Source organism: candidate division KSB1 bacterium, from assembly GCA_034506395.1.
Taxonomy (GTDB): Bacteria; Zhuqueibacterota; Zhuqueibacteria; order Thermofontimicrobiales; family Thermofontimicrobiaceae; genus Thermofontimicrobium.
On sequence record JAPDPQ010000003.1, the window covers coordinates 263,550 to 277,172 of the forward strand.

Annotated in this window: 14 protein-coding genes; 9 read left to right on the forward strand and 5 right to left on the reverse strand. The window is 46.8% G+C overall.

The features are described 5' to 3' along the window. Nucleotides 1-38 precede the first annotated feature (38 nt). From ONB37_03455 to ONB37_03495, 9 genes are all read left to right on the forward strand, one after another. Nucleotides 39-785 carry a glycosyltransferase family 2 protein gene (locus ONB37_03455; protein ID MDZ7399203.1) on the forward strand — a complete coding sequence of 249 codons (747 nt, stop codon included), beginning with the start codon at nt 39-41 and terminating at the stop codon, nt 783-785. Continuing rightward, nucleotides 767-1,873: a glycosyltransferase gene (locus ONB37_03460; GenBank protein ID MDZ7399204.1), complete on the forward strand. Its 1,107-nt coding sequence runs from the start codon at nt 767-769 to the stop codon at nt 1,871-1,873. Before ONB37_03455 ends, ONB37_03460 begins: the two co-directional genes overlap by 19 nt. A 54-nt stretch (nt 1,874-1,927) precedes the next feature. Further along, a complete protein-coding gene (gene waaF / locus ONB37_03465; GenBank protein MDZ7399205.1) occupies nt 1,928-2,953 on the forward strand; it encodes a lipopolysaccharide heptosyltransferase II in 1,026 nt (341 codons plus the stop codon). Nucleotides 2,954-3,257: 304 nt separating this feature from the next. Then, nucleotides 3,258-4,376 (forward strand): CDP-glycerol glycerophosphotransferase family protein, encoded by a 1,119-nt coding sequence (locus ONB37_03470; protein MDZ7399206.1) that lies wholly within the window; start codon nt 3,258-3,260, stop codon nt 4,374-4,376. After that, nucleotides 4,377-5,084, forward strand: coding sequence for an NTP transferase domain-containing protein (locus ONB37_03475; protein MDZ7399207.1), 708 nt, complete (start codon nt 4,377-4,379; stop codon nt 5,082-5,084). A 17-nt stretch (nt 5,085-5,101) separates the two neighbouring features. Further along, on the forward strand, nt 5,102-5,746 hold the full coding sequence (locus tag ONB37_03480; protein MDZ7399208.1) for an L-threonylcarbamoyladenylate synthase: 645 nt from the start codon (nt 5,102-5,104) through the stop codon (nt 5,744-5,746). Then, the gene (locus ONB37_03485) at nt 5,736-6,254 is read left to right on the forward strand and encodes a low molecular weight protein arginine phosphatase (GenBank protein MDZ7399209.1); all 519 of its coding nucleotides are present in this window, start codon (nt 5,736-5,738) and stop codon (nt 6,252-6,254) included. The genes ONB37_03480 and ONB37_03485 overlap by 11 nt, the downstream gene beginning before the upstream one ends. A gap of 18 nt (nt 6,255-6,272) precedes the next feature. Further along, nucleotides 6,273-7,391, forward strand: coding sequence for a DUF3108 domain-containing protein (locus ONB37_03490; protein ID MDZ7399210.1), 1,119 nt, complete (start codon nt 6,273-6,275; stop codon nt 7,389-7,391). Nucleotides 7,392-7,672: 281 nt separating this feature from the next. Next, entirely contained in the window at nt 7,673-8,617 is a 945-nt protein-coding gene (locus ONB37_03495) for a hypothetical protein (GenBank protein MDZ7399211.1), read from the forward strand. Nucleotides 8,618-8,685: 68 nt separating this feature from the next. Here ONB37_03495 and ONB37_03500 read toward each other — a convergent pair whose 3' ends face one another. The 5 genes from ONB37_03500 to ONB37_03520 form a co-directional block, all read right to left on the reverse strand. After that, entirely contained in the window at nt 8,686-10,590 is a 1,905-nt protein-coding gene (locus ONB37_03500) for an ABC transporter ATP-binding protein/permease (GenBank protein MDZ7399212.1), read from the reverse strand. Between the two features lie 139 nt (nt 10,591-10,729). Continuing rightward, nucleotides 10,730-11,650, reverse strand: coding sequence for a lysophospholipid acyltransferase family protein (locus tag ONB37_03505; protein MDZ7399213.1), 921 nt, complete (start codon nt 11,648-11,650; stop codon nt 10,730-10,732). A 25-nt stretch (nt 11,651-11,675) separates the two neighbouring features. Further along, nucleotides 11,676-12,500 carry a peptidase MA family metallohydrolase gene (locus ONB37_03510; GenBank protein ID MDZ7399214.1) on the reverse strand — a complete coding sequence of 275 codons (825 nt, stop codon included), beginning with the start codon at nt 12,498-12,500 and terminating at the stop codon, nt 11,676-11,678. Nucleotides 12,501-12,594: 94 nt separating this feature from the next. Beyond that, nucleotides 12,595-12,966 carry a hypothetical protein gene (locus ONB37_03515; protein MDZ7399215.1) on the reverse strand — a complete coding sequence of 124 codons (372 nt, stop codon included), beginning with the start codon at nt 12,964-12,966 and terminating at the stop codon, nt 12,595-12,597. 140 nt (nt 12,967-13,106) lie between these two features. After that, on the reverse strand, nt 13,107-13,589 hold the full coding sequence (locus ONB37_03520; GenBank protein MDZ7399216.1) for a hypothetical protein: 483 nt from the start codon (nt 13,587-13,589) through the stop codon (nt 13,107-13,109). Between the last annotated feature and the right edge of the window lie 34 nt (nt 13,590-13,623).

Here is a 13,623-nt window from a genome sequence, read left to right on the forward strand (position 1 = left end):
TATAATATCTGTTATCGTTCTGAGAGCTTGGTTTGCCCATGTCCGAAAAACTATCAGTCGCCATCATCACAAAAAATGAAGAAAATAACATCGAGCGCTGTCTGAAATCGGTACAATGGGCGGATGAGATCGTGGTGGTTGACAATGGCTCGACCGATCGGACGCCCGAAATCTGTCGGCAATACGCGACAAAGGTGATCTCTCAGCCCGAATGGCTGGGCTTTGGGCCGCTCAAACAATTGGCAGTCAACGCTGCCTCTCATGATTGGATTTTATCAATTGATTCGGATGAAGAAGTGAGCTTAGGTTTGCAATCGGAAATTCGAAAGATTTTGCAGCAGCCCAAGTTTCTTGGCTATCGTATCAAGCGCCAGTCCTTTTACCTGGGCCAGCCAATTCGATTCTGCGGTTGGCAACGGGATTATCCGTTGCGGTTGTTCGATCGCCGCTATGGCAATTTCAACGACAGCATCGTCCATGAATCGGTGAGTGTGAATGGCTCAGTAGCAAAAATTGAACAACCGATTTTGCACTACACTTATCCGACCATTCGCTCTCATATCGACCGAATGAATCGTTACACCGAATTGGGTTTGATCAAACTCATGGCACAGCATCGATCCTCCTCGCTTTTCGGCGCAGTGGCACGGGGCGTGGTCAAATTTATCAAGATGTACTTTTTGCAGCAGGGTTTTCGGGACGGTCGAATCGGGTTCGTTCTTTGCTATAATTCAGCGTTCGGCGTTTATCTAAAATATTTGAAGCTATGGGAAAATCAGCGATAAGGGTTTTGCATCTCGACACGGAACTGAACTGGCGGGGAGGCCAACAACAAGCTGCTTATCTTATTGAAGCCATGCATCGCAGCGGCTATGCCACTGCCATGGTTGGAGGGCCAAATTCAGCGATAGGTCAGTTCTGCCAGAACAAGGGAATTCCTTTTTTCCCGCTGCGCATCTTAGGAGAAGGAGATGTTATCGCAGGTCGCCGAGTTGCAGCATTGTGTCGACGTCATGGCTTTCGTATCTTGCATTTGCATTCGAGCCACGCCCTAAGCATCGGTTTGTGGGCCAAACTGTTTTTGCGATCGCTGAAACTGATCGCCGTTCGCAGGGTGGATTTTCATATTCAGCGGAATTGGCTCAGCCGGCTTAAATACCGGCATCGTTGGTTGGATCGCATCGTCTGTATTTCAGAAGCTATTCGCCAAGTTCTACTCCAAGATGGCATACCCAGCGATAAGTTGGTGACCATCCACAGCGGCGTTGATCTCCATAAATTCGATCAGATAAAACCATCTGCTGATTTCCGAGCTCAATTTAACATCCCAGTCGACCACATGCTGATCGGAACAGTTGCAGCTATGGCTGGGCATAAGGATTATCCGACACTGCTCCGCGCAGCAAAGATCGTCTGCAATACCCTGGACCATGTCACCTTCTGTGCAGTGGGCGATGGATCACAACGGGATAAAATCCTCCAACTTCATCGGGAATTGGGCCTTGGCCAACGATTCGTTCTGCCAGGTTATCGCACGAACATCGGAGATTTTTTTAAGAATTTCGATATCTTTGTGCTGGCTTCCAAACAGGAAGGGCTGGGCACTTCACTCTTGGATGCGCAAGCACTTGGGTTGCCGGTCATCGCTTGCAGAAGTGGTGGCATTCCCGAAATCATTGAACACGGCTATAATGGTTGGTTGGTACCAGCACAAGATGAAACCGCTTTGGCAAGCGCGTTAATAACACTGATTAACGATCCAGCGCTTCGGATTGAGCTTGGAAAAAATGCCTTGCGTTCAGTTAAAAAATTCGATATCGCTATTACGGTCAAAAACAACCTGAAGCTCTATCAAACCCTGCTTTCGGAATGACCGTTGCTCGGATCGCTAAACTCTGCTTTAGTATTGAAAGGGACGAGGGATCGTTTGCTGCATCGAAACTTTAAAAGGGTGTTGGTTATTCAGACAGCGTTCTTAGGGGATGTAATTCTGATCACTCCCCTGCTCCGCGCTCTTAACACTGTTCTGCCGAATGCGCGGCTGGAGGTGCTCTTAATCCCTGAAACCAGCGCCGTGCTGAAATATAACCCCTACATCAGCGACATATTAGAATTTAATAAGCGCAAGCTAAGAAATAAAATTTCTTCTTTCGTCCGATTGATCTTTGAGATCCAAAAACGCCGATATGATTTGGCGATTTCAGTTCAAAGCTCCCTGACTTCGGCATTGATAATGGTATTGGGCCGCATTCCAGTTCGACTGGGTTTCTCACGACAAAAATTATTGACCCATTCGGTGCCTCATGTCAGTGGCATGCACAAAATTCAGAAGGTGTTGCGCTTAATTGAGCCATTCACCAGCCAAAAATTTGATATGCAAACCGAACTGCATTGGTCCTCAGCCGAGGACGCGCATGCTGATGAAATCATGGCGCCTCTGAAGGAGCGCCACCGGCCGATCATCGGAATCGCCCCCGGGTCGATCTGGTACACCAAACGCTGGTTGAAAGAATATTACGCCGAATTGGTAAAACGGCTTGAGCAAGAGCATATTCAATGCGTTTTAATCGGCGGAGCGGATGACCACGCGCTCTGCGATTTTATTCGTGCTGGCACAGATGCCGTAAATCTTGCTGGCGAATTAACGGTGCTGGAATCGGCTGCATTAATCGAACGGTGTGACCTGATGGTGACCAATGACAGCGCTCCCCTCCACATCGCCAATGCGGTGAAGACCGATGTGATCGCCATCTTCGGCCCCACCGTGACCAGTTTCGGTTTCTATCCATTTCGCGCAAGCGATCAGGTCATCGAGATCGAGCTGGACTGTCGGCCGTGCAGCTCGCATGGTGGGAAAAAATGTCCATTGAAACATCATCGCTGCATGAAGGAGATTTCACCAGAGATGGTCTTCAATGCTGTAAAGGCGAAGCTTCAGGATAAGGGGTTCTAAAGAAGTTGATATTTGAATTGTAATGTTGCCTATATCTGACTTCGGCACAACGATTATTTTGCAGGCATGAGAGTGTCACTTCTGCGAATCAAACTGAATAAGTTTCGGATGATTCGTGCTTGAACGAGAACTCACCTCATTGTCACTTCGGCCCGCCAGTTGCCGGGGAGAAATCTGTAGGTCTTAGAATCCTAATGCAACCAGATTCCTTACTTCGTTCGGAATATCATTTTTAATTCATATTTTCTGATTTCCGTATAGGCTTTCATTAATTTTCTTGAGGGACTAAGAGAGGAGATATTCATTGTCAAAAATCAAATTGCTTTTCAAGATCGGTTATGCTTATCACAAAGCTGCTTTTGATCCGATCATCGAATATCTGATGCATGATGAGAAATATGATATTTGGTTTTCATTGGATCAGGAGAAAAAACGCTATTTTATTTTTGATTTCCCATATCGCGATCGGATCATTGAGGAATGGCAGAAGCTCGGCTATCGGTTCACGAAAGAGACCCGCGGTTTCGACATCGTGATCACGGGTGATACCTTGCGCAACTCGCGTGCCTATGGCAAAACGTTACTGGTATTTGTCAATCATGGTACTGGCATCAAGACGATTTTGTATCGCAACCTGGCGCGTGTGCCGCATGATCGCTATCAGATCTTTGTGGAAGGACCGCATCGGGTCGAGTCGTTACTGAACTCCCCATCGCTCGGCAGAAACGAGGTGCATTTGGTTGGACTGCCCAAGTTGGATTTTTATTTTCAAGGACGCTATCGGGATAAGGCCGCCATTTTGCAGCGCTGGGGATTGAATCCGAATAAGCCAACGGTGTTGTTTGCACCAACTTATAAGCCAACCTGTTTATACCAGATCAAGGATGACATCTTTGAGCAAACTCGTGACTACAACTTGATCGTGAAATTGCACCCTTATAGCTGGATGGGCAAATATGCGCCGCATAAGCAACATCGGATCTACGAACGGAGGGTGAAAAAATATGATCATGCGGTGTTGCTCCCATTCGAGGAGTACAATATCGTACCCTATTACGCGGTAGCCGATGTGGTGCTCAGCGAAGCTTCCAGCACGGTATTTGATTTTCTGGCGCTGGAAAAATTTGGGATTGTGTTCGATTTGCCCTGCGATCGCCTGAAACATTCGGATGGGCAGGCGTTGCTGGAGATCGATAATCGTGAGTTTCTCAAAGGAGCCTTCGTGCATATCGACTCCGGGAAGCAGATCCGGGATGCGGTGGAACAATGTCTCCATCCCACAGCCGCCATGATCGAGGCTGCTAATGCCTATCGCGAACGCTTTTTTTACAAATTGGATGGTCATGCCACCGAACGATTGGTAAAAAAAATGGAGCAGCTTTATGAAGAGGGTGGACATGAAAACGATCCAGAGGAGGCATAGATGAAAGCGGTAATTGTGGCGGCGGGAATGGGGAGTCGACTCTGGGGCCAAAATGATCAGATACCGAAGACTCTCATGCCATTCAATAATAAAACGATTCTGGCGACGATCCTGCGTAACATCGCGGCCGCTGGGGTGCGGGAATTTGTCATTGTGGTCGGCTATCGCAAAGAGTTGATCGTCGAGTACCTTGCGGAGAACGATCACTTCGGTTATCAAATTGACCTGATCGAAAATCCAGAGTGGCAGCGAGGCAATGGCATTTCTGTGCTGGCGGCTGAACCAGCAGTAAATGGCCAGCCTTTTTTGCTTTCAATGTCCGATCATCTTGTATCGGTATCAGCGATTCATCAGATCGTCCGTCACTCCAGCTTGAAAAATTTGCTTTTAGTCGATCCCCGAATCGATGCTGTATTCGACTTGGATGATGCCACCAAAGTACGAGTGACTGGTCATCGCATCCTCGATATTGGAAAAGAAATTCAGCAGTACAATGGCATCGATTGTGGCGTATTCAAATTAACGCCTCGATTTTTCGAAGCGATGCGGGAGCGATTGAAATTGCAACAGGAATCGATCAGCGCCGCGATTCAAGGGCTGATCCAGAAAGATGATATGGAAGCCGTGTTTATGAAGCGGGATGATTTTTGGATCGACATTGATACGCCCGAAGCGTATCATCACGCGCTTCAAATTTTCGGGAAGTAAATTTTAGTGTCTGTCTGATGCGATTAATCCGGATAAATCCACAGCATCCCGAACCAGAGCTGATCGAACAAGCAGCTCAGGCAATCTTATCCGGTCAGGTGATCGGTTATCCAACGGAAACGGTGTACGGTCTTGGAGCCGATGCGTTCAATCCGGCAGCGATCGACCGCGTATTTCAGTTGAAAGGCCGTGACCGCTCACGACCTATTTTGGTGATCGCGGGGGATGTGAACCAAGTGAAACAACTGGTTCATTGGCCGGAGCTCGCCGAACGCCTGGCAGGACGATTTTGGCCAGGACCATTGACCATGGTGCTCCCAGCACGCCCGGGATTGCCCCCAGCATTGCTCAGCGCTGAAGGCAAGGTCGGCATTCGGATCCCAGCTCACACCATTTGTCTGGAACTTCTCCGGCAGTGTGGCGTTCCTATCACGTCAACCAGTGCCAACATATCGGGCCGGCCAAATCCCATCACTGCCAGTGATGTTATCAACTATTTTGGCGATCAACTTGACTTGATCATCGATGGCGGACCTTCCGTCTCCCCCATCGCCTCAACCGTAATAGGGATTAGCGGTGATCAACTGATTTTGCTGCGGGAGGGCGCAATTTCTAAATCAACCATTGAACATTTTATGCATCTCAAGATCCATGAAAGATAAAGAAAATACCACTTATACAATTTTGTTCGTTTGCTCTGGCAATAGTTGTCGCAGTCCCATGGCTGAAGGGCTTTTGAAAAAAAAACTCTACCCCATTTATAAAAGCAAAGTGCGGGTGGAATCGGCTGGTACTCTGGGCATAAATGGCAACCCGGCGACACTTCACGCCGTTACCGCAGCAAAAGAAAAGGGGGTTGATATCTCGAATCACAGTTCACGAGGGATAACCGAGGCGCTCGTGGCTCGCGCCAATATCATCTTTGCCATGGAGGAGCATCACAAGGAATTTTTGGAACGGTATTTCCCTAAATACAAAGAAAACGTTTTTTTGCTCAAGGCGTTTAATTTAGGAGATAAAAAGCAGAAAAATCTTGGCATTCAGGATCCGATCGGCGAGGGACTGAGAACTTATCGTCGCGTCATCAATCAAATTGACCAAGAGCTAGAGCGAATTCTGCCTCAGTTAAGAAAATTAATTGACCAGACATTAGCTGAAGCTGAAAAATAATCACCGCAGAGGAAAGATATGGGCCAGACAGGGACGAACAACAAGAAATTTGATGCTGAGGAGATCCATCGGTATCGGCGATCGAAGGCCCGGACCGCAGCGGTGCTGATGATGATCGTTACACTATTCAGTAGCCATATTTTGCTGGCCCAAAAACCCCAAAAAGCAGCAAAAAGTCTCCAAACTGCCAGTTCGGATACTGCAGCGAAAAAAGAGCGCCCGCAAACGTTGAAGCCCCATGCTCAACACCCGAGAGTGGGAACCAGCGAACCAAAGTTAGATGAGCGTTACATTGACTCGGGCGACACATTACTGAGCGATGACAGAATTCCGATCCCGACACCACTCGATACTTCAAATAAAATTCTCCTGCCCGTCAATCTGAAGAAAGATAAATTTGCTTATTTCGATGCCTCACAATCCATTGACCGGATCGTTCCAAATTCCGCCTTCACCGTTGGCGAAAAATTGACTTTCGTGGTGCGCTATGGTGCGATCGTTGCTGGAAGCGCAACCATGGCAATCCCCCAAGTCACCAAAATTAGAGGCAGAGAGGTCTATCAAATTGTTACCGAGGCTCGCTCCAGCGCATTTTTTTCAGCGTTCTATCGCGTCCAAGATCGAGTGGAATCTTATGTCGATCGAAAGGGCTTGTTCACCTGGCGCTTTCAAAAGAGCCTGCGCGAGGGCAATTATAAGGCCGATCGATTGGTCGAGTATGACCAAATCCACGGCTGGGCAGTCACCAATCAACGCGATAGTATGCGCATCCCCCCCTGCGTTCAGGATGTCCTGTCTTCATTCTATTACGTCCGAACCCAGAAGTTGGAGGTCGGCAAATCCCTTTTCATTGACAATCATTCTGATAATAAGCTCTATCCCATGGAAGTAAAGGTGCATAAAAAAGAGCGAATCAAAGTGAGAGCAGGTGAATTCGATTGCGTCGTTGTCGAGCCGATCCTTCGAGCCAGCGGGTTGTTCAAAAGCAAAGGCAGGCTCATCATTTGGCTCACCGATGATGACCGAAGAATTCCAATTCAAATGAAAAGCAAGATCCCAGTGGGATATATTACAGCCGAGCTAAGGGAGATGGAGGGAGTGATAGCGCGAAACAATACCAGGAAACAGGCGAATTAAATGCCTCCTTCCCACGAAATGACACCAAGTAATAGAGCCTTATTTTGTCATAAAAACGATCTAGCTTTGAAAAACGAGACGACTTAATTATTTATGTCATGCCTGTGAATGCAGGCATCTTTTGATTTGTTATTTTTCAGAGTTAACAAGACTCCTGAATTCGCAGGTATGACATTCATCTCCTCGCAAACTGGTCATTTTGCAGAAGCCTAAATAGAAGCGAATGAGAGAAGGATCCATTCGGAGATCTTTTTCCCTTAAAAGGATCATGGGATGTCGATATGTCGGATTATGAGCAAATTGATCTGAACAAGATCAGCACATATTCGATCGCACAACGTTTGAATAAAGTGGCCGTAACGGATTTTGCCAAGCCGTACCGACGCGGCGCTTCGTTCCAACAGTTTTTCGCATCGCTGCCAGGAATTTTGGTCAGCGCGGATTTCAAACATTTGGTCCAAACAGCAGTCCAGGCACACCGTGATGGGCGACAGCTTATTGCTATGATGGGTGCTCATGTGATCAAATGTGGTCTTAGCCCGCTCATTATTCAATTGATGGAAGCTGGTATCATCCGCTGTCTGGCGCTGAATGGGGCTGGGATCATTCACGATTCTGAAATTGCCAACTGGGGGACAACCTCAGAAGACGTGGCAGAAGCGCTGCAAGATGGGAGCTTTGGCATGGCAGCAGAAACACCGGCTTTTATCAATGATGCTTTGGAGTCTGGGCACCGCCTTCGACTTGGTCTGGGGGAAGCGGTTGGAAAAAAAATTTGGGAAAGCGATTGCCAGTTCAAACATCTAAGCGTTCTGGCGGCTGGCTATCGCCTCAAAATTCCAGTCACCGTTCATGTCGCCATTGGGACCGATATCATCCATCAGCATCCATCTACTGACGGAAAAATTGTGGGGGAGTTGAGCTACCGAGATTTTAAGATCTTTACCTCGCAAGTCGCAAAATTATCAAAAGGCAGTCTGGTGCTCAATTTCGGCTCAGCCGTCATCCTGCCTGAAGTGTTCCTTAAAGCGCTCTCTATCGCTCGAAATCTGGGTTATCCAGCTCACGGGTTCACCACTGCCAATTTCGATATGATCCGGCATTACCGACCACAGGTCAATGTGGTCCAACGGCCGACCCAAACTGGGGGCCAAGGCTACTATTTTATCGGCCATCACGAAATTATGATCCCGCTGCTGACAGCTGCAATATTGGAGGCGTTGTAAAAATTCGGCGAGAATGAATTTCGGTCAAACTAGAAATTCGCTGGCAACCTTGGCTTTCAAAAATGGGTTTATGCTTCTTGGTAGTCACTGAACTGCAAACGATACAACTTCTGATAGCGCGGACAGGTTTTCAACAGCTCTGGATGCTTGCCCATGCCAACAATCCTTCCCTGATCGAGAACCACGATTTTATCCGCTGCAAGAACCGTTGATAATCGATGGGCAATCACAACCACAGTCCGATTTTGGGTGGCCTGGTCGATCGCCTGCTGCACTTTTTGCTCAGACTCGGTGTCCAGGGCACTGGTGGCTTCATCGAAGATGAGGATCGGTGGATTGCTGACGACAGCGCGCGCGATGCAAAGCCGCTGCTTCTGCCCACCAGACAGATTCGCACCCTTCTGATAAAGCATTTCATCATATTTTTTCGGGAGCTTCTCAATGTACTCATCTGCATAGCTGATTCGTGCGGCCTCTCTGAGCTGCGCATCCGAAATCTCTTGCAGTGAACCGTAACGAATATTATTGCCAACAGTATCGCTGAACAAGATCGAATCCTGCGTCACAGTCCCAAATAGCATCCTCAAATCCTTAAGATCGATATCTTTGATATTGATCCCATCAATCAAGATCTCCCCCCGAGTAATATCATACATTCGCGGCAACAGGTTGACCAGGGTGGTCTTGCCAGAACCACTACTGCCCACCAAGGCCACCTTCTCGCCCTTTCGGATCTCCAGTGAGATATCCTTCAATACATCAGCAGCACCATCATATGAGAACCATACATTTTTCAGTTCAATGCTTCGATCGAATGTCTTTTTCGGCATAGCATTTGGACTATTCACAATTTCGGATCGCTGGCTTAACACATGAAAAATGCGTTCCAGCGACACCTGAGCTTTCTTGATATTCGCATATGCCTGGGTCAGTTCTTTGATCGGGTGCTGCATGGAAAAAACCGCTAATAGAAACGCGCTGAACGATCCCAATTGTAGATTGCTTCCTGGGGATAAGATCAGACTGCCCCCCAAAATGATGATCACCACACCGATCAAAGTGCCAGTTAATTCGGAAAGCGGGATATTGATGCCAGCGTAGATGACCGATTTTCTCCAAAATCGAAAATATTTCAGATTGATATCTTTGAACCGATCCAGCTCTCGCTCCTCCCGCGAAAAGGCCTTGACGATGCGCATATTATTCAGCACTTCTTCGATATCGGAGAACATATCGGAAAATTTGGATTGGATCCTTTTCGAGTACTTCTTCACTTTTTTGCCCAATAACGACAGGAGCAATGAGAAAATCGGAAGAATGAGCAAGCTGTAAAGAAACAACTGGGCGTTGATGGATAGCGCAATGATGATATAGACTGAAAGCAAAACCACATCTCTCACCACATTGAACAAGGGGAAAAGCATCATATCATTGACAATATCAACATCAGAGACCATCCGAACGATGCTGTCGCCGACCTTATTGGCATTAAAAAACGCCAGCGATTGTTTCAGATATTTTTCGAACATGGCGTTGCGGATCGACATGATGGTCTTTCCCCGCAGATTGGCAAACATGATCTTGTTGAGATAAAAGAAAAGATTCTTCACCAACGTAATGATGATCACCGTGCCGCAAATGACATACAGCAAAAATAATGGTTCCGTATGAGCCATGATCTGTTTAAGCTGTTCTGAAATCGGTTTGAAATCAGCTGAACGAGCGAAGGAAAATAAATTGCCAATTTGCTCTTTAAGCATGCCGATTGTCTGAACTAAGGCATCCCAAAGCTGGGATAAATTATGATAAAGGGCGGGAGTGTCGTGCGGTTTAAAAATGTAGTCGAACAAAGGAATCACCATGGTAATTGTCACACCGCTCAATGCAGCATAACCGAACATAAAAATTAATCCCACCACCATATAAACCCAGTGGCGGAGCATGATTCGAAATAACCGGGAGAAATTCTTCATCTTCAAACTACCATCAATGTCTTAACTCGTTCAAGTGAATTATCAAAATTGGCAATCACAGTGGTGACTCGCTGATCGATTCCTCAAAAAACACGCTTAATCGGCAACAACAGACTGATCACTGATTACTGATCACTGATTACTGATCACTGGCTACTGATAACTGATTCCTCTCATCAACCGCCTTCGTCTTCCACCGTCGATGCATCCAGAACCATTGTTCTGGGTATTGTCTGATATATCGCTCCAGTATTTTATTGTATTCGATGATAAATTGTTTCACGCCGTCGTCATTATCTGCAAATTGAGCGCTATCAGGAAAAGGTTCGAAATGGACTCGGATTTTGCCATCGGCCTCACGGACGCCGAACGCCATGACCACAGGGACCCTATGCTTAATTGCGATGATGGCTGGACCGGGATTGGTAGAGGCTGGTTTGCCCAAAAAATCGATCATCATCCCCTTTCTGCCAGCATCTTGATCGATTAAAATGATGACCAGGCCTTTTTGTTTCAGCGCGCTCAATATTCCTCGAGCCGCGCCGCCTTTTACTTTAAAAGGCTGCAGCCCAAGCCCCATACGGACTTCCTTGATCATCCCGTCGATCGCAAGGTTTTTTTGTTCTTTGAACACACAAAACGCTGGCATGCCCAGGTTGGCCACTGCTGCTGCCATATATTCCCAATTGCCGAAATGGCCAGACATTACAAATAACCCCCGCTGCTTTCTCCTCGCCGCCTCGAAGTGTTCAATATTTCGGACGGGTATTTGATCCACGATATCAGCACGCTTCAGGATCGGTAGCCTTGCAAATTCCATCAACACGCGGCCGAAATGACGATAGTTCTTCCGCAGAATGAGTTGCAACGCTCGGGGGCTTTTATCAGTACCAAAGCAATCGCTTAAGTTCTGATACGCCACGTCCCTTCGAATCCGAATCACATAGAAGAATAGATCTCCAATCAGATCGCCGATCCGATGGGCAAACTGAAGCGATGTATGTCTCGCAAACAATCCCACCATTCGGCTTAACAAATATTCCATCTTGTATTGGATCATGACCCCATTCAAATTTTTAAAATGATCAATTCACCAGACGTTCGTCTTCGGTGTCCCACTGCTCCAAGATGCGCCGATTGCGTCGCCGCATTAGCATATATCCTGCTAAGAACAACAACAGAACGAATATCCAAAGATAACTATCAAAATCCACCAAAAAATGCCATCGATATTGGTGCTGTATGTATTTCAGCCATGCCTGTTCAAATTCCCAACGATCGAGGCCGATGTTATGGACCAATGCGTCGTCGAATGGCTCTCCTATTGCCAGATGGTTAATGATCTGTCGCATGGCTGCTGCACCGTAATTTTTCATTAAGAATACCACTGCCAGATAGCTTTGTTGGTAGGCTAATTGAGCCACATCGGCGCGGAACTCAAGCACGTGGTCAATTTCATCCAGAGAGAGCAATGATCCTGTCAGAAGGGCGCGAGAGACCAAGCTGCTTGAGGCATATCGCTTTTCGCCAGAATAGTAAACGGCCAACCCCTCTTCGAACCAGCGAGGAATTGCTTGACCTTTTAACATCTGATGAAGCAACATATGAACCAGTTCGTGGGTTGCGATGCTCAATAATTCGTGCGGGGGAGTGCTCCAGGTTGGGGATTTGAGGACAATGATATTTTTGGTGGGAACGGCAATGGCATCGCTCCAATGAGGAGCGTACCGACCCACCAGAGCATCAAAAATCTGTTGTGACGGTGTTAAATAGACGGCGATAGTTTTTTCGAGCTTAATCCCCAATTCTTGTATGAGCTGCTGGTACGCCGATTCGAGGCCTATTAATAGTTTCTGACAAACTTTGATCTCGTCGTTTTGAAAATAACAAATGAAGTGCTGACCTGGCATCTGTTGCCAGCTCTGATGCAGAGCGCAATAGGGTGATGCGATCCCTACCAAAACTGCAACTATCGAGCAGCAGATGCAACGAACTTTCCACATATCACATTTGGGTCTGTTGTTTGACCAATCGAATATACTCCCAGATCGCCTGCACCATCACATCCACCTGTTCTTTTATTTTTTTTCGAGCACATTTCGAGTTCACAAAAACACATTGCGATGCCTTGCATTGATAGAGGCTAAATGAACAATGCTGTTTTAACTGATATTCAGATGATGGGGTCATCTTGCGGGTAATTTCTCTGCGATCAAATTTTTTGCCGCGACAGACGATCCCGAATTCCACGGTCTTTTCCCATAAAAATTTTTGGAGACCACTCACTCCATAGTCATCCAATTTATCGATCAAATCACTTACCTTCTTGCCATGAAACAGATAATAGATGATTTCCAGGCGGTCACTCAGTCTCAATTCTATTCTCGACTCCAGCACCATAAATAACCCGACTCCGTAAGGCAGGGAATTTTCCCTGCGCGATCATTTGCCGTCCGAATTAAGCAAAATGCCAATTGATAATTGAATCTGAACAAGCGAGCTTCAACTCATTGAGCTTAGGACGCTTTCTCGATAAGCATGTTGATCAGTAGCCGCATGGCATCTCGAGCACTTTGGGGATCATCGATTTGCCCGAAGGTGAATCTGCAACCAGCAGATAAGGGGATGCCTTCAAGTTGATAAAAGCGATCAGGGATTGGAGGATCTTTTTTATCTTTGATACTGGCAACAACGACAATCGGCGCATTAAAATTTCTGGAGCAATGGTCCAGAATCGATTTGGTAAATTCCAGCGCTTTTTTATCTTCCCAGTCAAAAATAATAATAAATCCCAGTGTCTTTTGGGACACCAGGTCTAATGAGCGCAAATTCAATTCGGCGCTAATCCCATACAGGTGCAGCATCAAATTTTCATTTACTTCCAACCGACCAAAGCTGACGGATTTGCTGCTGAAATCAATACGCTGGCAAATTGCACGGACAAAAGCTTCTGCTTCATTCGATGCGTGACTGATGATTGCAACTTCCCCGATCCTCAAAGATAGTCCCTCCCCAGTTCACCCACAGTAGAAT

What these genes read in the sequence shown, in the direction of transcription:
- ONB37_03455 (MDZ7399203.1), top strand. Translation starts at nt 39, where the DNA reads ATGTCCGAAAAACTATCAGTCGCCATCATCACAAAAAATGAAGAAAAT.
- ONB37_03500 (MDZ7399212.1), bottom strand. Translation starts at nt 10,590, where the DNA reads ATGAAGAATTTCTCCCGGTTATTTCGAATCATGCTCCGCCACTGGGTT.
- ONB37_03480 (MDZ7399208.1), top strand. Translation starts at nt 5,102, where the DNA reads ATGCGATTAATCCGGATAAATCCACAGCATCCCGAACCAGAGCTGATC.
- ONB37_03510 (MDZ7399214.1), bottom strand. Translation starts at nt 12,500, where the DNA reads ATGCCAGGTCAGCACTTCATTTGTTATTTTCAAAACGACGAGATCAAA.
- ONB37_03490 (MDZ7399210.1), top strand. Translation starts at nt 6,273, where the DNA reads ATGGGCCAGACAGGGACGAACAACAAGAAATTTGATGCTGAGGAGATC.
- ONB37_03505 (MDZ7399213.1), bottom strand. Translation starts at nt 11,650, where the DNA reads ATGATCCAATACAAGATGGAATATTTGTTAAGCCGAATGGTGGGATTG.
- ONB37_03485 (MDZ7399209.1), top strand. Translation starts at nt 5,736, where the DNA reads ATGAAAGATAAAGAAAATACCACTTATACAATTTTGTTCGTTTGCTCT.
- ONB37_03495 (MDZ7399211.1), top strand. Translation starts at nt 7,673, where the DNA reads ATGTCGGATTATGAGCAAATTGATCTGAACAAGATCAGCACATATTCG.
- ONB37_03475 (MDZ7399207.1), top strand. Translation starts at nt 4,377, where the DNA reads ATGAAAGCGGTAATTGTGGCGGCGGGAATGGGGAGTCGACTCTGGGGC.
- ONB37_03460 (MDZ7399204.1), top strand. Translation starts at nt 767, where the DNA reads ATGGGAAAATCAGCGATAAGGGTTTTGCATCTCGACACGGAACTGAAC.